We start from the raw sequence: 20,992 nt of genomic DNA, 5'->3' as shown, positions 1-20,992 counted from the left end.
CTGAGAGAGGGGTCACCCCACGAAGTGGCCGTACGACCTGAGCGTGCGCAGCGCCTCGACCGTCACCATCGGGCGGGCCTCCAGGGCGGTGGTCGGCGCCCACTGGAGCCAGCCGATCGGCCAGCCGCCGTCCTCCTGCTGCTCGGCGGCGAGGTGGTCCAGCGAGCGGGTCATCTCCTCGTCGGTGAACCATGCGCGCGCGAGCGAGTGCGGGGACTTCGCGAAGTCGTGCGGGAAGTGGTGCTCACCCGGGGCGTAGCCGGGCGCCACCGGGTACGCGTCCAGGTGCTCCGGGTCCAGCGCGGCCAGCCGGTGCTCGCGCACCAGGCGGCCCAGCCGGTCGGCGGCCGCCTCCGCCCGGGCGCGGTCGGGTACCGCGTCCAGGAAGGCGACGGCGGCCTCGACCTCGTAGGGATGTGACTTCTCCAGGGACTCCACCGCCTCCCAGCAGAAGTCGGTGGCCCGGAACAGCCAGGCGTGCCAGACCTCGTTGCGGTGCAGCAGACCCACCACCGGCCCGGTGGCGAGCAGCTCGCTGGGCGGGTCGTCGGTGATCGGGATGAACGGGGCGGCCGGATAGCCGCGCTGGCTCGGATGGATCGCCGGCAGCGCCCCGTCCGCGGTGGAGACGGACGTCAGATAGCGGCACACCCGCTCCACCCGCTGCCCGCCGCAGCGACCGATGGCGTCCAGGACGGCCAGCGCGCGCCCGGTGTGCAGCGGCTGGCTCACCGGACCGCGCAGGTCGGGTTCCAGCGCGTGACCGTACCCGCCGTCCTCGTTGCGGTAGGCGTCCAGCGCCGTCTCCACGGGATCGGGGCTGCCGCTCAGGAAGTGGTAGGCGAAGAGACGCTGCTCCAGCACGCGTGCGGTGAGCCACATGAACTGTTCGGCGCGGAAGAGCGGGGAGTGCGCCGGGGGCGTAGGGGGGAGTGGGGAAGCTCCGGTTTCGGCCATGCGTCAGACCGTAGGGCGGAAAGCGGTCTCGGCAGGCGGTCCCGGGCAGGGCCCACTCTCAGGGGCGGGATACTGGTGTCATGCGGTTGACGGTCTTCTGGCAGCGGATGGCGGAACACTTCGGTTCCGGGTACGCCGACACCTTCGCACGCGATCATGTGATGACGGAGCTCGGCGGACTCACGGTGCACGAGGCGCTGAACGCCGGCTGGGAGGCCAAGGAAGTGTGGCGTGTGGTCTGCACGGTCATGAACGTTCCCGGGGAGAAGCGCTGAACGTGCACAAAGATCGGATACGGGCCACACGTTGTCAGTGGCGTCGGCGAGACTTGCACCGTGGCACCCACTGACGACGACGGGCGGACCGCCCAGGACGCATCCCCGGTCGACACGACGCCGCCCGCCGGACCCCCGGCCGCCGGCGCCGCGCTACGTGCTGCCCGCATGCCGCGCTGGCTGCCGCGCGCCATGGTGCTGGCGCTCGCCCTCATCGCCGCCTTCCAGCTGGGCAGCTGGGCCTTCCACCAGCTCACCGGTCTGCTGATCAACATCCTCATCGCGTTCTTCCTGGCGCTCGCCATCGAGCCCGCGGTGAGCTGGATGGCCTCCCGCGGCATGCGCCGCGGGTTCGCGACCTTCCTGGTCTTCCTCGGCCTGGCCATCGCCGTCGCGGGATTCGTCACGCTGCTCGGCTCGATGCTGGCCGGCCAGATCATCAAGATCGTCGAAGACTTCCCGGACTACCTGGACTCGGTCATCAACTGGGTCAACCACACCTTTCACACCGACGTGAAGCGGGTCGACGTCCAGGAGGGTCTGCTGCACTCCGACTGGCTGCGCAAGTACGCGCAGAACAGCGCGGCCGGTGTGCTCGACGTCTCCGGGCAGGTGCTCGGCGGCCTCTTCCAGCTGCTGACGATCACCCTGTTCGCCTTCTACTTCGCCGCCGACGGCCCCCGGCTGCGCCGCACCCTGTGCTCCGTCCTGCCGCCCGCCCGCCAGGCCGAGGTGCTGCGCGCCTGGGAGATCGCCGTGGACAAGACCGGCGGCTATCTGTACTCGCGCGGTGTGATGGCGCTGATCTCCGGCATCGCCCACTACATCCTGCTGGAGGCCCTGGGCGTGCCGTACGCGCCCGTGCTCGGCGTCTGGGTTGGCCTGGTCTCGCAGTTCATCCCCACCATCGGCACCTATCTCGCGGGCGCGCTGCCGATGCTGATCGCGTTCACCGTCAACCCCCTGTACGCGGTGTGGGTGCTGGTGTTCGTCGTGATCTACCAGCAGTTCGAGAACTACATGCTCCAGCCCAAGCTCACCTCCAAGTCCGTCGACATCCACCCGGCGGTCGCCTTCGGCTCGGTCATCGCGGGCACCGCGCTCCTCGGCGCCGTCGGCGCCCTGATCGCGATCCCCGCGGTGGCCACGCTCCAGGCGTTCCTGGGCGCCTATGTGAAGCGGTACGACGTCACGGACGACCCCCGGGTGAACGGCCGCACCCGACGCGGCCCGACCGGCCCCGGGCTGCTCACGCGCGCGCGGCGCACGATATGGCAGCGGCCGGCCGAGGACACCGGAGAGGGCCCGGCCTGAGGTCCGCCGCGATCAGTGACGGCCGCCGGGATCGGTGAAGGCCACCGGGATCGGTGACGGGCACTGTGATCGGGGTAACGGGCACCGGATCCGTGACGGCCGCCGTGGTCAGTGCGGTCACCGGATCGACAACGGCCGCCGCGATCAGTAGGTGAGTACCGCCCACACCCCGGCGGCGGCCACGGCGGCCGTGTAGCAGCCCACCGCCGTGGCCACGACCCGCCACCGGACCTGTTCGCTCCAGGAGGTGCGGGACAGCAGCCAGGCCAGCGCGGGCAGCACCACCACCGCGTGCAGACTGACCCCGTGCAGCGGCTTGAGCGGGGCCGTCGAGTCGTATGCCGCCTCCTGGTGCCCGGTCCGGACGAGCACCACCCCGCGCGCGATCATCGCGGCCCCCGAGGCCAGCGCCACGAGCAGGACCGCGAACCCGGAGCGCACGGCGAGCGCCATGCCCACGGGACCGGTCGGCCGCCGCCGGAACGACACCACGGCGAAGACGGTGAGCAGCACCACCAGGACCCCGCCGCCCACCGCGAGTGTCATCGACACCGCCGTGTCGAACGGCGTCTCCATGTCGAGGTGCGAGGGCACCCGGCGCCACGCCTGCAGGGTGATCCCGCCGACCTCCACCACACAGTCGGCGGCGAACACCAGGAGCAGCACGGTCCGCAGCCGCTCCCCGATCCTCAGATACGAGGTGACCCAGGTGACCGCGATCAGCGTCAGCCCGAAGGACAGCCCGAAGGTGACCGGCTTGCGCCAGGAGACCGGGCCGTACCAGGGGCCGCCGTCGACCGCGAACACCACCAGATGCACCAGGCCGGAGAGGACGAGGAACACCCCGGTCGCATGACAGAGACGCTCGGCGGGGCGGACCCGGCGCAGGCGGCTCGCCGGTGGATTCCGGAGCGGACCCGCCAGGGAGGGCGGAGTCTCCGCGGAGGACGGACTTTCCAGGGGTGAGGGCATGCGACCACCCTCCCGGGGGCCGTCCGCGCGGTCGTCGTCCGGCCGAAGACACCCGTCGTACGCCGTCGGGAGTAGGCGTGGGCAGTGGGCATGGGCGGCAGGCGTGCGCGGTAGGCGTGCGCGGTAGGCGTGCGGACGGTCAGGAGACCGTGGCGGCCGGCGGGGTCCACCGCCGGGTGCGGGGCACCGCGCCCGGGACGCCGTAGTCCTTCCTGAGATGTTCCGGGATGGCGTAGTGCATGACGCGGCCACGGGTGAGGGAGGACAGTTCGAGGACGGTGGTGAGATGGCCGAGGCGGTCCAGGGCCCAGGCACCCAGCGGGGAGCGGTCCTCGATGGTCTCCAGGACGCCGAGGAGGTGCGGTACGGCCTTGACGACGGTGTCCCACGGGGTGCGCGGCACCTCCAGCCAGTCCGCGCAGGTGTCGCCGACGAGGTGGCGGACGAGGGCCGGGACGATCGGGTCGAAGAAGGTGCCGGGGACGACCTCCTCGTAGAGCTCGATGAGCTGCCGGGTCAGGTGGGCGCCCTCTTCGGAGGGGCCCATGTACCGGATCATGTACAGGTCGAGGAAGCGGCGGGCCTCGTCGAGGGTCTTGGGAACGGCCTCCTGGTCGACGCCGAGCATGGCGCCGACCACCCGCCACGCGTAGTAGTACGACTCCGCGCCCTCCGTGGACAGATGGATGCCCAGCCGGTGCAGGCTGTCGAGGACCAGCAGCGAGAAGAACATCTGCCCGCCGATCATGTCCTCCTGGCAGATCGGCGTCCCCAGCGCCTCGGTGTCCCAGCGGTTCTCGCGCTTGAGGTGATGCCGGATGGAGGCGTGCAGCAGGCGCACCTTCTGGGCGGCGGGGACGAAGCGGCCGCCGGCCTCGAAGGCGTCGGGCTGCATCAGGTAGACGGTGAACTGGCCGGTCTCCGCCATGCGCTTGGAGGGATAGCTGAGCCCGTGCGTGGCCGACAGCAGCTTCGCCACGCGTGGGACGACGTAACAGGCGGGCATGGAGGCGAAGGAGAGCGCGGTCGCGATGTGCACGTTGTTGTCGATGAAGAACAGCCGGGCCTTCTCCATCTCGCCCCAGTCCACCCAGGACGGCGGGACCCGGGTGGCCTCCAGATACTCCCGCGCGACGTCGGGCAGCCCGTCGGGCAGGGGAGCGCCGACGGTGGAGACATAGCGCATCAGGGTGTTGAACGTACCCACCTCCCCGCGCTCGAAGAGTGCGGCGACCGTGGCGTCGGCCAGTTCGTCACCGGCGTACCGCAGGGCGTCCAACGATGCCTCGGTGTGGGTCACGCAGGGCTCCTTGTCTTCGCGGATCTCTTCGCGGGTGTCTTCGTGCGTGTCTTCGCGGGGTGTCTTTCGTGGGGTGTCTTCATGGGTTCGTTCGTCCGTGCCACCGGGTGGGTGTCAGGACAGGCGGACCGCCGCCGAGTGGGCCAGCGCGGTCAGGGCGCCGGCGGCCGGGGCCGGCACGTCCAGGGAGTGGAGGGCGTCCAGCGCTTCCGTGACCCGCACCCCGATCATGTGCTCGATCCGGTCGGGCGCCCCGAGCCGGCACATCACCTCGCGGACCGCGTCCAGGCCCTCCGCACCCAGATCGCGCTTGCCGAGCAACGCGGCGAGCCGCTCCCGGTCGTCGTCACGGGCGAGCCGCCAGGTCTCCGCGAGTAGCGCGGTGGGCCGGTGGCCGCGCACGTCGTCGGCGTTGGCCTTGCCGGTGTGCTCCGGTTCCCCGAACAGGCCGAGCAGGTCGTCGCGGAGCTGGAACGCCTCGCCCAGCGGCAGCCCGTACGCGGAATACCCCGCCCGCAGCCGCTCGCCGGCCCCGGCCAGGGCGCCGCCGATCAGCAGGGGCTGCTCGACGGTGTACTTGGCGGTCTTGTAGCGGATCACCTTCAGCGAGGCGGTCGTGTCCGGACCGGTACCGGTGCGCAGGATCTCCAGGCACTCGCCCGCGATCAGCTCCCGGGCCAGCTGCGACCACAGGGGGCGGCCCCGGGCGAGATAGGCGGCGGGCAGACCGCAGGTCGCGAACAGCTGCCCGGCCAGCGACATCAGCAGATCGCCCACGAGCATCGCCAGCGACCGCGCGGTGCCGTCGGCACACGGGCGAGCCGGCACGGCTGCGCGCAGGGCGACATGTGCCGTGGGGCGCCCGTGCCGCAGCGGGCTGTCGTCGATGAGGTCGTCGTGCACGACGGCGGCGGCGTGCACCAGCTCCATGGAGGCCGCCGCCCGCACCAGCGCGTCGCTGTCCGGCTGCCCCACCGCACGCCAGCCCCAGTAGCAGAACGCCGCCCGTAGTCGTTTGCCGTCCGCGACCGCCGCCTCCAGCTGTTCGGCCACCGGGCCCAGGATCGGATCGATCGCCGCGAACAGGTCGGCCTCCTGAGCGACGAACCGGTTCAGTACCTCGTCGACGCGGACCTTGAAGGCGGTCGGATCCCACCGGTCAGTCATGGTCGGCGGTCCGCCGCGCGAGGGCGTGCCGGGCGAGGGTCTCCAGATGGGCCGGGGGCACGGTCGCGTACCGGTCCAGGACCAGGCGTCCGCGCGCGGTGAGGTCGTGCTCGGCCTCCGCCGCCAGTGCACCGGCGTCCGAGCGGCGCAGCAGCCCCCGTACCGTGCCGACGGCGGTGCCCAGCGTGCTCACCGCCAGGTCGGCCAGCCCCGCCGCCAGCAGTACGGCCTGCTCGTCCAGGCCGCGTCGTCCCGTCTCACGTGTCATGCGCTCTCCCACCCACGGCACACAGGGGCGCCGCCTACCGGCCGCCTCTTCGAGGATCGCGGCACGACGGGCGCGGGCATGCGGAAACTCACGATCGGGTGAACGCCTTGCCGGGTGGTGTGGATCGCCGTGCCGGGGTTCCGCTTCCGGCTGCCGCCCCCGGTGCGCCGCGCGCCCCCGCCCGCGTGCCGCGTACGACCGATTCGAGGGCGCCGCCCGTCCCCGCCCCGTGCGCCCCTCCCCGCGTCTGGCGCGCCCCGTCACTGCCCGACGCACCGCCCGGAGTCCTTGGGCGAGCGGCCCGGAGTCCGTGGGTGAGCGGCCCGGAGTCCGTGGGTGAGCGGCCCGGAGTCCGTGGGTGAGCGGTGGGTGAGCACCCTGCGGGGAAGTGGCGGGAGTACCGCGTGGTGCGCTTGACACGAAAATCGAACATCCATTCTTATGGAGGCTCCGGTGAGGTTCCCGACGGGGACTCCAGTGGCGGATCGACACGGTTTGGGCGGATATGCCACCGAGTTATCCACAGGCCGGACCGGCGTCGGGGCGCATTGTCAGTGGCAGGCGTTAGCGTCTTTGACGTGAAGCGATCGACTCAAGCAAACCGGGTGGAACCCATGGCAGGTACCGACCGCGAGAAGGCTCTCGAAGCCGCACTCGCACAGATTGAACGGCAGTTCGGCAAGGGCGCGGTCATGCGCATGGGTGACCGGACGAAGGAACCCATCGAGGTCATCTCGACCGGGTCGACCGCGCTCGACGTCGCCCTCGGTGTCGGCGGTCTGCCGCGCGGCCGGGTCGTGGAGATCTACGGACCGGAGTCCTCCGGTAAGACGACCCTGACCCTGCACGCCGTGGCCAACGCGCAGAAGGCCGGCGGCCAGGTCGCGTTCGTGGACGCGGAGCACGCCCTCGACCCCGAGTACGCGCAGAAGCTCGGCGTCGACATCGACAACCTGATCCTCTCCCAGCCCGACAACGGCGAGCAGGCCCTGGAGATCGTGGACATGCTGGTCCGCTCCGGCGCCCTCGACCTCATCGTCATCGACTCCGTCGCCGCGCTCGTCCCGCGCGCCGAGATCGAGGGCGAGATGGGCGACAGCCACGTCGGCCTCCAGGCCCGGCTGATGAGCCAGGCGCTGCGGAAGATCACCAGCGCGCTCAACCAGTCCAAGACCACCGCGATCTTCATCAACCAGCTCCGCGAGAAGATCGGCGTGATGTTCGGCTCCCCGGAGACCACGACCGGTGGCCGGGCGCTGAAGTTCTATGCCTCGGTGCGACTCGACATCCGCCGCATCGAGACCCTGAAGGACGGCACGGACGCGGTCGGCAACCGCACCCGCGTCAAGGTCGTCAAGAACAAGGTCGCGCCGCCCTTCAAGCAGGCCGAGTTCGACATCCTCTACGGCCAGGGCATCAGCCGCGAGGGCGGTCTGATCGACATGGGCGTGGAGAACGGCTTCGTCCGCAAGGCCGGCGCCTGGTACACGTACGAGGGCGACCAGCTCGGCCAGGGCAAGGAGAACGCGCGCAACTTCCTCAAGGACAACCCCGACCTGGCCAACGAGATCGAGAAGAAGATCAAGGAGAAGCTGGGCGTCGGCGTCCGCCCGCAGGAGCCCGCCGCCGAGCCCGGCGCGGACGCGGCGGTCACCACCGCGGCCCCGGCCGACGCCGCGAAGACGGTGCCCGCCCCGGCGGCCGCCAAGGTCACCAAGCCCAAGGCCGCCACCGCCAAGAGCTGACGCCGTGACACGACGAACCGACTGGGCCGACCACGAGTACATGTCCCCCGGTGCCCCCCGGGGGAGGGGCACCGGGGACGGTTCCGGGGCCTATGGCACGGGCGGCGACGGATACGGGGGCGACAGCGGGGGACACCCGGTGGCAGGTCGGCGCCGGGACGGGGGAGCGACACGGGGGAGCGATGGCTCATACGGGCGTGACGGCTCGTACGAGGACGACGGCCCGCCCGACTCGTACAGCGCGTACGAGAACGGCACGCACGAAGGCCCGGACGGGCCCCGCGGACACGGATCACCCGGCCGTGGCTCGCGGCGGCCCGGGACGCGCCGCCGGCGTGGCTCCGGGGGGCCGTCAGGTGAGGACGGGGGTTCCTCCTCCTTGTCGAGGGCCGAGCAGGGGGAGTCTCCGGCGGACCCGGCTGAGCGGGCGCGGGCGATCTGTCTGCGCCTGCTCACCGGGACCCCGCGCACCCGGAAACAGCTCGCGGACGCCCTGCGCAAGCGGGAGATCCCGGACGATGTCGCCGAGGAGGTGCTGTCGCGGTTCGAGGAGGTCGGGCTGATCAACGACAGCGCGTTCGCGGACGCGTGGGTGGAGTCCCGGCACCACGGCCGGGGGCTGGCCCGCCGCGCGCTCGCCCAGGAACTGCGGACCAAGGGCGTCGAATCGACGCTCATCGACGAGGCCGTCGCCCAGCTCGACTCCGAGCAGGAGGAGGAGACGGCCCGCGAACTCGTCGCCCGAAAGCTTCGCTCCACCCGGGGCCTCGACCGGGACAAACGCCTCCGCCGCCTCGCCGGCATGCTCGCCCGCAAGGGATACCCCGAGGGCATGGCCCTCAGGGTCGTCCGGCGAGCCCTGGAGGAGGAGGGCGAGGACACGGACTTCCTCGAGGGCGGGGACTTCTGACGGGCAGGCAGGCCTGACGGCCGACCAGGGCCGAGGCCTCAGCGGCTTGTAGGGGGTGGGGTGATCACCCTCCCAAGACGCCGGCTGGTCCTGGCGAGGGCGAAGGACTAGAGGTCGGCGTCGGCGTCGTTGTCAGGGTCGACCGGCAGCCCCGCTGACTTCCAGGCCTGGAAGCCGCCGACCAGGTCCGTCGCACGGTGCAGGCCCAGCTGGTGCAGAGAGGCGGCGGCCAGGCTGGAGGCGTAGCCCTCGTTGCAGATCACGACTATCCGGAGGTCGTGGCCGGTGGCCTCGGGGACCTTGTGGCTGCCCTGGGGGTCCAGGCGCCACTCCAGCTCGTTGCGCTCTATGACGAGGGCGCCCGGGATCACCCCGTCCCGCTCGCGCAGCGCCGCGTACCGGATGTCGACCAGCAGGGCGTCGCCGGCCTGCGCCGCCTCGTACGCCTCGTGCGCCGCCACGCGCCGGTAGTCGGCCCGCACCCGCTCCAGCAACTCGTCGATGCCCACGGGGTGCTGTCCGGCGCCGCTCACTGCCAGTCCTGCGGGCGCTCGACCTGCTCCAGGCGCAGCACCGGTCCGTTGCGGCTGTAGCGGCGGATCCGCGGCAGCGGCGGGTAGTAGGCGTGGACGGAGATCGCATGGTGCTCGGTGGACTCGTTGAGCACCTCGTGGACGTGGTCGCGGCCGAAGGAGCGGCCCTTTCCGGCGGGCAGCCGACGCTCGCGGTCGATGTCCTCGGAGAGCTCCAGGGTCTTCCAGCCGTCGGTGGGCAGCCTGGTGGCGAGCGAGTACTCCTTCAGCTCACCGGTGGCGGTGAGGAAGGCGCCGACCGACTCGGCGTGGTCGTGCCAGCCGGTGCCGGAGCCGGGCGGCCAGCCGATCAGCCAGGCCTCGCTGCCGCCGGGACCGTCGAGCCGTACCCAGGTGCGGCCCTCCGGGTCGAGCGGGAGCGAGGAGATCAGCTCGGTGTCGGCGGCCGTCCGCCGGACGAAGTCGAGGAGGTCCGCCTGGGTGGGCGCGGCGCCGGGCGCGGAGGCGGACGGGGAAACGGGGGAGGACGGAGTGGAGAGAGAGGCAGACACGTGCACCGTTCCTGATGAAGATTCGCCGAAGGGAGCGCAGACGGCGCCCCTGAGAAGGAAGGAGAAAAAGCGAATTCAGCAGGACGGGAGACACACGCAGCCCGCATAGCGGACCAGGTCAACATGGACCTTCCGCCACAGGCGCACAGTGGTGTCGTTCACGTTGCGGAGTACACCATGCCGGTGTGGACGGGTCAACTCACTGTCACTATGTGGACGGCGCGATCACCGCGCGCCGGATCCGGCCTGTGCTTCCGCCTCCGCCTCCTCCTCCGCCTCGGTCGTCTCGGGGTTCTTGCCACCCAGCGTCGCCTCGGCGGCCGCGTACAGGTCGGCCGGGCGGACCCCGTTGAGGGCGGTGACCAGATGGCCGTCGGGGCGCACGAGCAACACCGAATGCGCCGGTGCGCCCGGGTAGGCCTCGGCGACCAGCAGCTCGGCGGGGTGCGGCAGCGCGGTCACGGCCGCGGCCAGCCGGGGCATGATCCCGGCGGAGACCCAGTGCTTGCGGTCCCACACCCCCGTACCGGGCGCGATGAGGACGACGAGCAGCGCGCCGCGGCCGAGCCGGGAGCGCAGCTGTACGAAGGTGCCGTCCTCCGCGGTGACCCGGACGTCGGTGACCGGCGCGCCCAACGGGGTGTCGACCGGGATCTCGTGCTCCAGGTGCCGGGGCGCGAGCGGCGAGTCGGCGTACGCCCCGGGCGCGCCGAGCGGGCCGTGCCCCAGGTGACCGTCGGTGAGGAGCGCGTCGTGCCCCCGGGCCGTGCCGGGCACGATCCCGCGCAGCCCGCCACCGCCGCGCAGCACCGGCAGCACCTGGTCGGCGGCGCGCAGCCGGGCGGCGACCACCGCCCGCCGCTCGGTCTGGTAGCTGTCCAGCAGTGCCTCGTGCGGACCGTGGTGCCAGGCGGGGGCCAGCTTCCAGGCGAGATTGTCCACGTCCCGCAGGCCCTCCTCCAGCCCGTGCGTGCCGAACGCGCCGAGGAGATGCGCCGCGTCCCCGGCGACGAACACCCGGCCCACCCGCCACCGCCGGGCGAGACGGTGGTGGACGGTGTGCACGCCGGTGTCGAGCAGGTCGTACGGCGGTGTGGTGCCGTCCGTCCAGCCCGCGAGGGTCTCGCGGATCCGGTTCACCAGGAGCTCGGGGGTGACCAGGTCCTTGCCGGGCGGCAGCAGCCAGTCCAGGCGCCAGGCGCCGTCCGGGAGGGGGCGGGCGGTCACCTCCCCGGCCGAGGGCCCGGACATCCGCCACGGCGGGGTCCGATGGAGCAACGCCTGACCGGGCCACGGAAGTTCCGTGCGCAGCGCGGCGACCGCGTGCCGCTCCACCGCCGTACGGCCCGGGAAGCGGATGTCCAGGAGCTTGCGCACGGTCGAGCGGGGGCCGTCGCAGCCCACCAGGTAACTGCCGCGCCACCAGGTGCCCTTGGGGCCACGGGTGTGCGCGGTGACACCGGAGCGCTCCTGCTCCACGGTGTCCAGCCGGCTCTCCGTGGCGACCCTGACCAGCGGCTGGTCGGCGATCGCGGCGCGCAGGGCGTTGGTGAGCGTGTGCTGGGCGATGTGCAGCGGGGACGGTTCGCCGGCCTCGTCGAAGACGACCTCGCGCATCACCTGCTTGCGGCGCATCGAGCGCCAGCCGGTCCAGCGGGTGCCCAGCTCGTCCAGCGGGGCGCCGGACAGCCGCGTCAGCAGGGCGGCGGTGTCCTCGCGCAGCACCACCGTGCGCGCCGGGCGCGGTTCGTCCTTGCCCGGGCCCTCGTCCAGGACGACGGACGGCACCTCCTGACGGGCCAGCGCCAGGGCGAGCGTGAGCCCGACGGGCCCCGCTCCGACGATGATCACCGGGTCCACGGCGCGGCGCCCCCTGCCCGTACGCAAGTCCCGACGGACACGGATGAACAGGTTGGTTGAGCAGGGTGCACGATCACAGAACGTATGCAACAGACTGGGCGCCACCCGGTCAAGCGGCGCACCCGGGGACACGTCAGCATGGCGGGCGCGCGGGCCCTCCGACGGCCCGGAAAACGGCGGAGGCAGCGATCGTACGACCGCTGCCTCCGTGGGTGTCACCCGGGTTGACTCCGTGTCAGGCGGAAGCTCCCGTGGCGAACCCGCCGCCGACCTCGGCCGCGTTCAGTTCGTTGACCTCCTCGGCCCCCAGGACCGCGCCCGTGCCGCGCTTGCTGCGCCGCAGCCGGCGCTCCAGCCAGGAGGCGAACGTGGTGAGGGCGAAGTTGAGAGCCACGTAGATCAGCGCCACGATCGTGAAGCAGGCGATGGTGTTCGCGCCGTAGTACGAGCTCATCGGGGAGACCGAGGCCAGCAGCTCGGGGAAAGTGAGGATGGCGCCGCCGATCGCCGTGTCCTTCACGATCACGACGAGCTGGCTGACGATGGCCGGAAGCATCGCTGTGACCGCCTGCGGGAGCAGGATCGACACCATGGTCTGGGTCTTGCGCAGGCCGATCGCGTGGGCTGCCTCCGTCTGTCCCTTCGGCAGGGAGAGGATGCCCGCCCGGACGATCTCCGCGAGCACCGAGGCGTTGTACAGCACCAGGCCGGTGACCACCGCGTACAGCGGGCGGTCGTCGGAGTTGACGCTGGTGTACTTCGCGAACAGGGCGAGCCCGAAGATCATCAGGATGAGCACCGGGATCGCGCGGAAGAACTCCACGACCACGCTGGCGGGTATGCGGACCCAGGCGTGGTCGGACAGACGTGCGATGCCGAAGACGGCGCCCAGCGGCAGCGCGATGAGCATGGAGAGGGAAGCCGCGATAAGAGTGTTCTTCAGACCGGGCAGGATGTAGGTGGTCCAGGCCTCGGTGCCTACGAAGAAGGGCTTCCACTTCTCCCAGTCCAGCTGCCCCTTGTCGGCGAGGCTCCGGTAGACCCACCAGACCACGGCCGCGGCGGCGACCAGGAACACGGCGGTGTAGACGACGTTGCGCCGCTTGGCCCGGGGGCCCTGGGCGTCGTACAGCACGGAGGTCATCGCTTCACCGCCACCTTCTTGCCCACCCAGCCGAGTATCAGACCGGTCGGCAGCGTCAGACACACGAAGCCGAACGCGAATACCGCGGAGATCAGCAGGAGTTGTGCCTCGTTCTCGATCATCTTCTTCATCAGCAGGGCCGCCTCGGCCACCCCGATCGCGGCGGCCACCGTGGTGTTCTTGGTGAGCGCGATCAGTACGTTGGCGAGCGGACCGATCACGGAGCGGAACGCCTGCGGCAGCACTACCAGGGTCAGCACCTGGGTGAAACTCAGCCCGATGGCGCGGGCTGCCTCCGCCTGGCCGACCGGCACCGTGTTGATGCCGGACCGGATCGCCTCGCACACGAACGCCGAGGTGTAGGCGATCAGCCCGAACACGGCCAGCCGGAAGTTGATGGAGTCGAAGTTGCCGGCGCCGAGGCTGATGCCGAGGGTCTGGTTCAGGCCCAGTGAGGTGAACAGGATGATCACCGTCAGCGGGATGTTCCGCACCACGTTGATGTAGGCGGTGCCGAAGCCGCGCATCAGAGGCACCGGACCGACGCGCATGGCGGCCAGCAGGGTGCCCCACACCAGCGAACCGGCGGCTGAGAGCAGGGTGAGCTCAATCGTCACCCAGAAGGCCCCCAGCAGGTCGTAACCTTCAAGAAAGTCGAACACGATGTCCCGCGCTCCCGCTTGTGGTCGGCCCCGGTGCGCCGCCGTCCGGCGACGGCGCACCCGTCAGGCGCTGCTTCAGCTCTTGACGTCGCCGATCTTCGGCGCGGGCTCGTTCTTGTAGCCGGCCGGGCCGAAGTTCTTGTCCACGGCCTTCTGCCAGGAGCCGTCCGAGACCATCGCCTCCAAGGCGGTGTTGATCTTCGCCTTGAGGTCGCTGCCCTTCTTGACGCCGATGCCGTAGTTCTCGTTGGTCATCTTGAAGCCGCCGAGCTTGAACTTGTCCTTGAACTGGGACTGGGAGGCGTAACCGGCGAGAATCGAGTCGTCGGTGGTCAGCGCGTCGATGGCCTTGTTCTGCAGACCGGTCAGACAGGCCGAGTACGTCGGGTACTGCTGCAGGTCCGCCTTGGGCGCCAGCTTGTCCTTGACGTTCTGCGCCGAGGTCGAGCCGGTGACCGAGCACAGCTTCTTGCTGTTGAGGTCCGACGGGGACTTGATGGACGTGTCGTCGGAGCGGATCAGCACGTCCTGGTGGGCCAGCAGGTACGGCCCGGCGAAGTCGACCTTCTGCTGGCGCTCCGGGGTGATCGAGTACGACGCGGCGATGAAGTCGACGTCTCCGCGCTGCAGCATGGTCTCGCGGTCGGCGCTCTTGGACTCCTTCCACTCGATCTGGTCGGCGTTGTAGCCGAGCTTCTTGGCGACGTACGTGGCGACGTCGACGTCGAAGCCGGAGTAGCCCTGCGGGGTCTTCTGGCCGATGCCGGGCTGGTCGAACTTGATGCCGACGGTGATCTTCTTGCCGCCGCCCGACGAGCTGTCGTCGCCCTTGTCGCTGCCGCCGCACGCCGTGGCGGACAGGGCGAGCGCGAGTACGGCGGCCGAGGCGGCGGTGACCTTGCGGAGCTGCATGATGAACATCCCTCGTTTTGGTGAAGACGTCTGGGAAAGGAAGCGGGTCCCGCCGCGCCTCAGTGGTGCAGGATCTTCGACAGGAAGTCCTTGGCCCGGTCGCTGCGCGGATTGCTGAAGAACTGGTCGGGCGTGGCCTCTTCGACGATCCGGCCGTCCGCCATGAAGACCACCCGGTTCGCGGCCGACCTGGCGAAGCCCATCTCGTGGGTGACGACGATCATGGTCATGCCGTCCCGGGCCAGCTGCTGCATGACCTCCAGGACCTCGTTGATCATCTCGGGGTCGAGGGCCGAGGTCGGCTCGTCGAAGAGCATGACCTTCGGATCCATCGCCAGCGCCCGCGCGATCGCCACGCGCTGCTGCTGGCCGCCGGAGAGCTGTGCGGGGTACTTGTCGGCCTGGGTGCCCACGCCGACCCGGTCGAGCAGGGTGCGGGCCTTCTCCTCGGCCTGCTTCCTGTCCGTCCTGCGGACCTTCACCTGACCGAGCATCACGTTCTCGAGCACCGTCTTGTGCGCGAAGAGGTTGAAGGACTGGAAGACCATGCCGACGTCGGCGCGCAGCCGGGCCAGCTCCTTGCCCTCCTGGGGCAGCGGCTTGCCGTCGATCGTGATCGTTCCGGAGTCGATGGTCTCCAGACGGTTGACGGTGCGGCACAGAGTCGACTTACCGGACCCGGAGGGCCCGATCACCACGACGACCTCGCCGCGGGCGATCGTCAGGTCGATGTCCTGGAGCACGTGCAACGCGCCGAAGTGCTTGTTGACGCTCTTCAGGACGACCAGTTCGCCGGTCGCGGCCACATCTTCCTTGGCCACCGATACTTCGGTCATCGCTATCGGGCTCCGTCCTCCTCGGTTGCGGAGGAATGTAGTTACCGCGCATGACCAGCGTCATTACATCTGAGGGAGATCTGAGCATCACGATCCGATAGCATTCGGGCACATGTCGTAGCAGCCGTGACCTGTGTGCGTATCGGCCGGGTAACGGAACCTGTGCACCGCCCAAACCCACTTGACGCCGTCGTCGTCCATCAGCGTGACTGCCATCGTGCACACGCGCGTGCGCGCATTTTCTACAAGGCACAGGTTTTCCGCAGGCAAGCCGAGAACGAACCAGGACGAAACGAACGTTGAACCGGAGGGGGCCGGGATGAGACTGCTGCTCGTCGAGGACGACAACCACGTCGCCGCCGCACTCTCCGCGGTCCTGGCCCGGCACGGGTTCTCCGTCACCCACGCCCGCAGCGGCGAGGAGGCCCTCCAGGCGCTCGTCCCCGAGGGCGACGGCTACGACGTCGTCCTGCTCGACCTCGGACTGCCCGACCAGGACGGCTACGAGGTCTGCGGCAAGATCCGCAAGCGCACCAGCACCCCGGTCATCATGGTCACCGCCCGCGCCGACGTCCGCTCCCGCATCCACGGCCTCAACCTGGGCGCGGACGACTACGTGGTGAAGCCGTACGACACCGGGGAACTGCTCGCCCGGATCCACGCCGTCAGCCGGCGCACCCACCACGAGGACGGTCCGGCCGACGGCGACGACATGCTCAGGCTCGGCTCCGTCCACATAGAACTGCCCACCCGCCAGGTCAGCGTGGACGGCAAGGTCATCCAGCTCACCCGCAAGGAGTTCGACCTGCTGGCGCTGCTCGCCCAGCGGCCCGGTGTGGTCTTCCGCCGGGAACAGATCATCAGCGAGGTCTGGCGCACCAGCTGGGAGGGGACCGGCCGCACCCTGGAGGTGCATGTCGCCTCCCTGCGCGCGAAGCTGCGCATGCCCGCACTCATCGAGACCGTACGCGGCGTGGGCTACCGGCTCGTCGCCCCGGCCGCGTAGCGGGGACGGGTGCGCACACGTCTCCTCCCGCTGCTCATCGTGCTGCTGGCGGCCGTCCTGCTCGCGCTCGGCATCCCCCTCGCCGTCAGCGTGGCCGCCGCCCAGCAGCAGAAGGTCGTCGTGGACCGGATCGACGACACCGCGCGGTTCGCGGCCCTCGCCCAGTTCGTCACCGGCACACCCACCAGCGCGCGTCCCATGCGCACGGACGACCGGCAGGAGACCCTCCACCGCGAACTCATCAGCTACTACGAGGTGTACGGCATTCGCGCGGGCGTCTTCTACCGCAATGCGTCCTCCATGGCCAACGCGCCCGACGACTGGGTGCTGCCGCAGACGGGCGAGGTACGCGACGCCTACGCCGAGGCGCTGCTCAGCCGGCGCAGCCATGACCCGCAGCAGGTGTGGCCCTGGCAGCGCACCCGGCTCGTGGTGGCCTCGCCGGTGATCCGCGACGGTGACGTCGTCGCCGTGGTGGTCACCGACTCGCCCACCGGGCCGATGCGTTCACGGACCCTGCGCGGCTGGCTGTTCATCGGTGCCGGCGAGATCGCCGCGATGCTGCTCGCGGTCGGCGCGGCGCTACGGCTGACCGGGTGGGTGCTGCGGCCCGTACGGGTGCTGGACGCCACCACCCACGAGATCGCCAGTGGCCGGCTCAAGTCCCGGGTCGCGGCGGCCGGCGGTCCGCCGGAACTCAGACGGCTGGCCCGCGCGTTCAACGAGATGGCGGACAACGTCGAGGACGTGCTGGAGCAGCAGCGTGCGTTCGTCGCCGACGCCTCCCACCAACTGCGCAACCCGCTGGCCGCGCTGCTGCTGCGCATCGAACTGCTCGCCCTCGAACTCCCCGAGGGCAACGAGGAGATCGCCTCGGTCCGCACCGAGGGCAAGCGGCTCGCCCAGGTGCTGGACGACCTGCTCGACCTCGCGCTGGCCGAACACGCCGAGGCGGACCTGATGCTGACGGACATCGGGCGGCTGGCGGCGGAGCGGGTCGCGGCGTGGGCACCGGCCGCGGCGGCGAAGGGGGTCCGGCTGAGCGGGGAGTGCCCGGCGACCACCGGCTGGGCCGACCCGATCACGCTGTCCAGCGCGCTGGACGCAGTGATCGACAACGCGGTGAAGTTCACACCGAAGGGGGGTTCGGTGGAGGTGGACGTCGCGGCCGACGGTGGCGTGTCGAAGGTCGTGGTGACCGACACGGGGCCGGGGCTGACCGCCGAGGAACTCGCGCGCGTGGGGGACCGGTTCTGGCGGAGCGGTCGGCATCAGAACGTGAAGGGGTCGGGGCTGGGGCTGTCGATCACGCGGGCGTTGCTGGCGGCGGGTGGGGGCTCGTTGTCGTACGAGCACCGTGAGCCGCGAGGGTTGCGGGTGACTGTTTCGGTGCCGCGGAGCGGGTGAGGAGTGCGGGGTGGGAGCGGTTGCGGGGCGGTGGGGGTTGATCAGGGGTGCTTCAGGGCTTCACCGAGCGGTAGTACCGTCGCGCGCCCTCCTGCAGGGGTAGCGGGTCCGTGTAGATCGCCGTGCGGAGGTCCACCAGTTGGGCCGAGTGGACGTGGGCGCCGATGTCGTCCCGGCTCTTGATGACCGTGCGGGTCACCCACTCGGTGAGACGCGGGTCCATGTCCTTGCGGGTCATGAGGAGGTTGGAGACCGCGATCGTCGGCACCGTCGTGCCCTGCTGCACCGACGGATACGCCGACTCGGGCATGTTGGTCGCCCGGTAGTAGAGCGCGGCCGCGCTCTCGGAGTGCAGCTTGGAGACGAGGCCGCCGTCTATCGGGACGAACGTGAAGCTGTACTTCCGCGCGAGGTCCAGCAGCCCCTTGGTCGGCAGTCCGCCCGACCAGAAGAACGCGTCGATCTTGCCCTGCCGCAGCCGGTCCGGGCCCTTGTCGATGCCGTCGGCCAGCGGGGTGATGTCCTTCCCGGGGTCGATCCCGGCGGCCCTGAGCACCCGGTTGGCGATCAGCCGGACACCCGAGTTGGGCAGCCCTATCGCCACCCGCTTGTGCCGCAGCTGCGCGACGCTGGTGATGCCCGAGTCGCGCCCCACCACAAGCTGGACGTAGTCGTCGTAGAGCCGCGCCACTCCGCGCATCCGGTCGGCGCCCCGGCCGCCGTTCAGTTCGTACGTCTCCACCGCGTCGGCCGCCGCGATGGTGAAGTCGGCCTGGCCGGTCGCCACCCGCTGGACGTTCTCGTACGACCCCGCGCTCTGGACCAGCTTCACCTTCAGCCCCGGCATGTCCCGGCCCAGTTCGGTGCGCAGCCGAACGCCGTACTCCTGGTAGACCCCGCTCAGCGTCCCCGTGCTGAAGGTGATCGTCCCGGTCGGCGGGTTCTCACCCAGCGGCAGCAGCCACCACAGCAGCAGGCCGAACGCGACGACGCCCGCAGCCGAGCCCTGGAGCGCGCGGCGCCTGCCGATACGGGGGAACACCTTTGACATGCGCGCGATCCTGCCAGCCGGTCCCGCTCCTGACCAGGGCCGGGTGCCCGGCGGCGGACCGGGGAGTGTCAGTGGCGGCCGCTACAGTCGTTCGCATGACCAGCTCCTCGCCCGCCCGCCTCGTCCGAGAGTTCCACCACGCCTTCGGTCTGGACGCCCGCACCAGGCCGACGGAGGTGTCCCCCGAGCTGGCCGCGCACCGTGGGGAGCTGCTCGCCGAGGAGGCCGCGGAGGTCGCCGAGGTGGCCGTCGCCGGGCCCCTGGACCGGCTTGCGCACGAACTGGCGGACGTGGTCTACGTGGCCTACGGCACCGCGCTGGTGCACGGCATCGACCTCGACGCGGTGATCGCCGAGATCCACCGGTCCAACATGAGCAAGCTGGGGCCCGACGGGCAGGTCGCCCGCCGGGCCGACGGCAAGGTGCTGAAGGGCGAGCACTACCGGGCGCCGGACGTCTCGGCCGAGCTGCGCCGGCAGGGCTGGATATCCGGCGGCGAGGCCTGACCGGGGCTCAGAGCGAGCCGCCCGCCAGCTTCCACTCGCGGTGCAGGGCGCCCAGCGGGACGCTCCGCTGCAGCACCGGCGTACCGAAGATCGACAGCTGGAGGCGCAGGGTGCCGGAGAGGTCGACACCGCCGTACAGGCTCCAGGCGCCCCGGGCGTCCGCACCCGGGGTCGCGGAGTCGGCCGTGACCGTGCCGGAGGCCTCGCCGCGCAGATAGGGGGCCAGGTCGGCGGTGACGCCCACGGTGCCGTAGAGGCCGACCGAGGCCTCGGCGCCCAACGCGGTCTTGACGCTTCCGGCGGTGGTCACCGAGGTGCGCACCGGCGTGCTCGTCATGTCGGAGCTGCTCACCGGCGTCCAGCCCTGGGTCGTGCCGAAGGTGCCGCCCGCCTTGAAGTCGCCCTTGAGGCTCTGCTCCACGTCGACGGTGATCCTGCCGTCGCCGGTGATCTGGAGATAGCAGGTCAGGTCGAGGTTGACCACGACGGGGACCGGGCCGACCTGGAGGACGGGGTCGGCGTGCAGCTTGGCGAACGGGACGCGCAGCGGGGTGGCGGTGGCCGCCGCGGCCCGGCCCCTGACCGCCCAGCCCGAGTTCCAGTCGCCGGACACGCCGAGGTAGGCGGAGCCGGGCGCGCTGCCGGTGCCCGCGCCGCCGTAGGCGAAGTCGACCTGAGGGGCGACCTGGACGAAGCCGGACACCGAGGCGGAGGCGGAGGCCGGAGCACCCGCGGCGGGCGGGATCTCGGCGCTGACGTCCAGCCGGAGGCTGCCGAGCGGCACGGTGGCGCCCTTCGGGCCGACGTGCACATCACCAGACTTGGCCCAGGACACCTTGACGTCGGGCAGCAGCTTGTCCACGTCGAAGGCGTCCGGATCGACCGGCACGGTGCCCTTCGCGGTGTCGTCGCCGAGCAGGGCGTCGAGCGTGGCGGGCTCGGTCTGCACCTCGGTGCCCTCGTCGGTCTCGCCGATCACCTTGGTGACCTTGGCGAGCAGTCCGTCCGGGGCGCCGGGCGCGGGGGCGCTGGCGATCACGTCACCGACGGAGGCCTGGCCGGCCGCGGCCGACGCCGACGCCGACGGTGACGCCGAGGTGCTGGGGGAGACGGTCGGGGACACGGGACTCCCCTTGGCCGCCTTGGACATGACGGCTCGTCGGGTCTTGCTGTCGTACGAGCTGACGGTGAGCGCGGTGCGGTGCGCCGGGCGGCCCGAACCGGCCGAACCGGCGGCCGCGGTCGCGGGCGCGGCGGGCGCGGCGGCGACCGCGAGCGACTGGCCGTCCGTGCGGGCGGCGGCGGTGGTGTCGTCGGAGATCCGGGCGGTCTCCTGGGCGCGGTCCCCGGCGGGGCTCTGGTGCGGGGATGCGGAGCAGCCGACGGCGAGAAGGAGGGCGGTCACGGCGAAGGCGGGCATGAGGGCATGCCCGGGCCTCGTGCGTCTGCGCAAGGTCAGTCCTGAGGGTGGGGGGTGGCGAGGAGACACCGACGATGGCTACCGACGGGTAGAACCGGTCGGTAACTCGGTGTGGCCCCGAGCATGCCACGCCCGCGGACACCTGGCCTCCACAATCCGGCCACAGCCCAACGTGACCTGAACCACGGCGACTTCA

General features: G+C 71.0%; 22 protein-coding genes. 7 read left to right on the top strand and 15 right to left on the bottom strand.

The features are described from left to right. Positions 1–12: 12 nt before the first annotated feature. Positions 13–957, bottom strand: coding sequence for a hypothetical protein (locus tag ABZ642_RS42465; protein WP_360495767.1), 945 nt, complete (start codon positions 955–957; stop codon positions 13–15). Between the two features lie 80 nt (positions 958–1,037). On the opposite strand from ABZ642_RS42465, the gene ABZ642_RS42460 reads away from it, so the two are divergent. Both ABZ642_RS42460 and ABZ642_RS42455 read left to right on the top strand, forming a co-directional pair. Then, positions 1,038–1,232 (top strand): DUF3046 domain-containing protein, encoded by a 195-nt coding sequence (locus ABZ642_RS42460; protein ID WP_360495764.1) that lies wholly within the window; start codon positions 1,038–1,040, stop codon positions 1,230–1,232. A gap of 60 nt (positions 1,233–1,292) precedes the next feature. Continuing rightward, positions 1,293–2,546, top strand: coding sequence for an AI-2E family transporter (locus ABZ642_RS42455; protein WP_360495761.1), 1,254 nt, complete (start codon positions 1,293–1,295; stop codon positions 2,544–2,546). 144 nt (positions 2,547–2,690) lie between these two features. Here ABZ642_RS42455 and ABZ642_RS42450 read toward each other — a convergent pair whose 3' ends face one another. From ABZ642_RS42450 to ABZ642_RS42435, 4 genes are all read right to left on the bottom strand, one after another. Continuing rightward, positions 2,691–3,434 (bottom strand): hypothetical protein, encoded by a 744-nt coding sequence (locus ABZ642_RS42450; RefSeq protein ID WP_360495828.1) that lies wholly within the window; start codon positions 3,432–3,434, stop codon positions 2,691–2,693. Between the two features lie 223 nt (positions 3,435–3,657). Next, the gene (locus ABZ642_RS42445) at positions 3,658–4,818 is read right to left on the bottom strand and encodes an oxygenase MpaB family protein (protein ID WP_360495758.1); all 1,161 of its coding nucleotides are present in this window, start codon (positions 4,816–4,818) and stop codon (positions 3,658–3,660) included. Positions 4,819–4,932: 114 nt separating this feature from the next. Further along, positions 4,933–5,985, bottom strand: coding sequence for a polyprenyl synthetase family protein (locus tag ABZ642_RS42440; protein WP_360495756.1), 1,053 nt, complete (start codon positions 5,983–5,985; stop codon positions 4,933–4,935). Next, entirely contained in the window at positions 5,978–6,253 is a 276-nt protein-coding gene (locus tag ABZ642_RS42435) for a polyprenyl synthetase (RefSeq protein ID WP_360495753.1), read from the bottom strand. The genes ABZ642_RS42440 and ABZ642_RS42435 overlap by 8 nt, the downstream gene beginning before the upstream one ends. Positions 6,254–6,867: 614 nt before the next feature. On the opposite strand from ABZ642_RS42435, the gene recA reads away from it, so the two are divergent. Both recA and recX read left to right on the top strand, forming a co-directional pair. After that, the gene (gene recA / locus ABZ642_RS42430; RefSeq protein ID WP_360495750.1) at positions 6,868–7,998 is read left to right on the top strand and encodes a recombinase RecA; all 1,131 of its coding nucleotides are present in this window, start codon (positions 6,868–6,870) and stop codon (positions 7,996–7,998) included. Between the two features lie 4 nt (positions 7,999–8,002). Then, a complete protein-coding gene (gene recX / locus ABZ642_RS42425) occupies positions 8,003–8,908 on the top strand; it encodes a recombination regulator RecX (RefSeq protein ID WP_360495748.1) in 906 nt (301 codons plus the stop codon). A 107-nt stretch (positions 8,909–9,015) separates the two neighbouring features. On the opposite strand, the gene ABZ642_RS42420 is transcribed toward recX, so the two are convergent. The 8 genes from ABZ642_RS42420 to ABZ642_RS42385 form a co-directional block, all read right to left on the bottom strand. Further along, positions 9,016–9,441: a rhodanese-like domain-containing protein gene (locus ABZ642_RS42420; protein ID WP_360495745.1), complete on the bottom strand. Its 426-nt coding sequence runs from the start codon at positions 9,439–9,441 to the stop codon at positions 9,016–9,018. Then, entirely contained in the window at positions 9,438–9,992 is a 555-nt protein-coding gene (locus tag ABZ642_RS42415) for a cysteine dioxygenase (RefSeq protein ID WP_360495743.1), read from the bottom strand. Before ABZ642_RS42415 ends, ABZ642_RS42420 begins: the two co-directional genes overlap by 4 nt. A 75-nt stretch (positions 9,993–10,067) precedes the next feature. After that, entirely contained in the window at positions 10,068–10,139 is a 72-nt protein-coding gene (locus tag ABZ642_RS42410; RefSeq protein WP_311737274.1) for a putative leader peptide, read from the bottom strand. A gap of 78 nt (positions 10,140–10,217) precedes the next feature. After that, a complete protein-coding gene (locus tag ABZ642_RS42405; protein ID WP_360495740.1) occupies positions 10,218–11,852 on the bottom strand; it encodes an FAD-dependent monooxygenase in 1,635 nt (544 codons plus the stop codon). Between the two features lie 235 nt (positions 11,853–12,087). Next, complete coding sequence (locus ABZ642_RS42400; RefSeq protein ID WP_360495737.1) at positions 12,088–12,996, bottom strand: amino acid ABC transporter permease; 909 nt, start codon at positions 12,994–12,996, stop codon at positions 12,088–12,090. After that, positions 12,993–13,658: an amino acid ABC transporter permease gene (locus tag ABZ642_RS42395; protein WP_360495735.1), complete on the bottom strand. Its 666-nt coding sequence runs from the start codon at positions 13,656–13,658 to the stop codon at positions 12,993–12,995. Before ABZ642_RS42395 ends, ABZ642_RS42400 begins: the two co-directional genes overlap by 4 nt. A 75-nt stretch (positions 13,659–13,733) precedes the next feature. Next, entirely contained in the window at positions 13,734–14,570 is an 837-nt protein-coding gene (locus ABZ642_RS42390) for a glutamate ABC transporter substrate-binding protein (protein WP_360495733.1), read from the bottom strand. Between the two features lie 59 nt (positions 14,571–14,629). Continuing rightward, positions 14,630–15,406, bottom strand: coding sequence for an amino acid ABC transporter ATP-binding protein (locus ABZ642_RS42385; RefSeq protein ID WP_360495730.1), 777 nt, complete (start codon positions 15,404–15,406; stop codon positions 14,630–14,632). Positions 15,407–15,725: 319 nt separating this feature from the next. Here ABZ642_RS42385 and ABZ642_RS42380 point away from each other — a divergent pair, with 319 nt between their 5' ends. Together ABZ642_RS42380 and ABZ642_RS42375 are read left to right on the top strand one after the other, a co-directional pair. Continuing rightward, positions 15,726–16,412 carry a response regulator transcription factor gene (locus ABZ642_RS42380; RefSeq protein WP_360495727.1) on the top strand — a complete coding sequence of 229 codons (687 nt, stop codon included), beginning with the start codon at positions 15,726–15,728 and terminating at the stop codon, positions 16,410–16,412. A gap of 9 nt (positions 16,413–16,421) precedes the next feature. Then, entirely contained in the window at positions 16,422–17,819 is a 1,398-nt protein-coding gene (locus ABZ642_RS42375; RefSeq protein ID WP_360495724.1) for a HAMP domain-containing sensor histidine kinase, read from the top strand. Between the two features lie 52 nt (positions 17,820–17,871). Here the strand turns inward: ABZ642_RS42375 and ABZ642_RS42370 are convergent, their stop codons facing one another. Further along, positions 17,872–18,870 carry a TAXI family TRAP transporter solute-binding subunit gene (locus tag ABZ642_RS42370; RefSeq protein ID WP_360495722.1) on the bottom strand — a complete coding sequence of 333 codons (999 nt, stop codon included), beginning with the start codon at positions 18,868–18,870 and terminating at the stop codon, positions 17,872–17,874. A 95-nt stretch (positions 18,871–18,965) separates the two neighbouring features. Between ABZ642_RS42370 and ABZ642_RS42365 the strand changes: the two genes are divergently transcribed. Continuing rightward, positions 18,966–19,376 carry a MazG nucleotide pyrophosphohydrolase domain-containing protein gene (locus ABZ642_RS42365; protein ID WP_360495719.1) on the top strand — a complete coding sequence of 137 codons (411 nt, stop codon included), beginning with the start codon at positions 18,966–18,968 and terminating at the stop codon, positions 19,374–19,376. A gap of 7 nt (positions 19,377–19,383) precedes the next feature. Here the strand turns inward: ABZ642_RS42365 and ABZ642_RS42360 are convergent, their stop codons facing one another. Then, positions 19,384–20,796, bottom strand: coding sequence for a hypothetical protein (locus ABZ642_RS42360; RefSeq protein ID WP_360495716.1), 1,413 nt, complete (start codon positions 20,794–20,796; stop codon positions 19,384–19,386). Positions 20,797–20,992: the final 196 nt, after the last annotated feature.

This window comes from Streptomyces sp. NPDC007157, assembly GCF_040634235.1.
In the GTDB taxonomy this organism is placed as follows: Bacteria; Actinomycetota; Actinomycetes; order Streptomycetales; family Streptomycetaceae; genus Streptomyces.
The sequence above is the reverse complement of the archived record's forward strand: the minus strand, read 5'-3'. Positions and strand labels throughout refer to the sequence as shown.

Coding starts and splice junctions, on each gene's coding strand:
- ABZ642_RS42465 (WP_360495767.1), bottom strand. CDS start 957: ATGGCCGAAACCGGAGCTTCCCCACTCCCCCCTACGCCCCCGGCGCAC.
- ABZ642_RS42360 (WP_360495716.1), bottom strand. CDS start 20,796: ATGCCCGCCTTCGCCGTGACCGCCCTCCTTCTCGCCGTCGGCTGCTCC.
- ABZ642_RS42370 (WP_360495722.1), bottom strand. CDS start 18,870: ATGTCAAAGGTGTTCCCCCGTATCGGCAGGCGCCGCGCGCTCCAGGGC.
- ABZ642_RS42460 (WP_360495764.1), top strand. CDS start 1,038: ATGCGGTTGACGGTCTTCTGGCAGCGGATGGCGGAACACTTCGGTTCC.
- ABZ642_RS42390 (WP_360495733.1), bottom strand. CDS start 14,570: ATGCAGCTCCGCAAGGTCACCGCCGCCTCGGCCGCCGTACTCGCGCTC.
- ABZ642_RS42400 (WP_360495737.1), bottom strand. CDS start 12,996: ATGACCTCCGTGCTGTACGACGCCCAGGGCCCCCGGGCCAAGCGGCGC.
- ABZ642_RS42435 (WP_360495753.1), bottom strand. CDS start 6,253: ATGACACGTGAGACGGGACGACGCGGCCTGGACGAGCAGGCCGTACTG.
- ABZ642_RS42440 (WP_360495756.1), bottom strand. CDS start 5,985: ATGACTGACCGGTGGGATCCGACCGCCTTCAAGGTCCGCGTCGACGAG.
- ABZ642_RS42365 (WP_360495719.1), top strand. CDS start 18,966: ATGACCAGCTCCTCGCCCGCCCGCCTCGTCCGAGAGTTCCACCACGCC.
- ABZ642_RS42380 (WP_360495727.1), top strand. CDS start 15,726: ATGAGACTGCTGCTCGTCGAGGACGACAACCACGTCGCCGCCGCACTC.
- recA (WP_360495750.1), top strand. CDS start 6,868: ATGGCAGGTACCGACCGCGAGAAGGCTCTCGAAGCCGCACTCGCACAG.
- ABZ642_RS42385 (WP_360495730.1), bottom strand. CDS start 15,406: ATGACCGAAGTATCGGTGGCCAAGGAAGATGTGGCCGCGACCGGCGAA.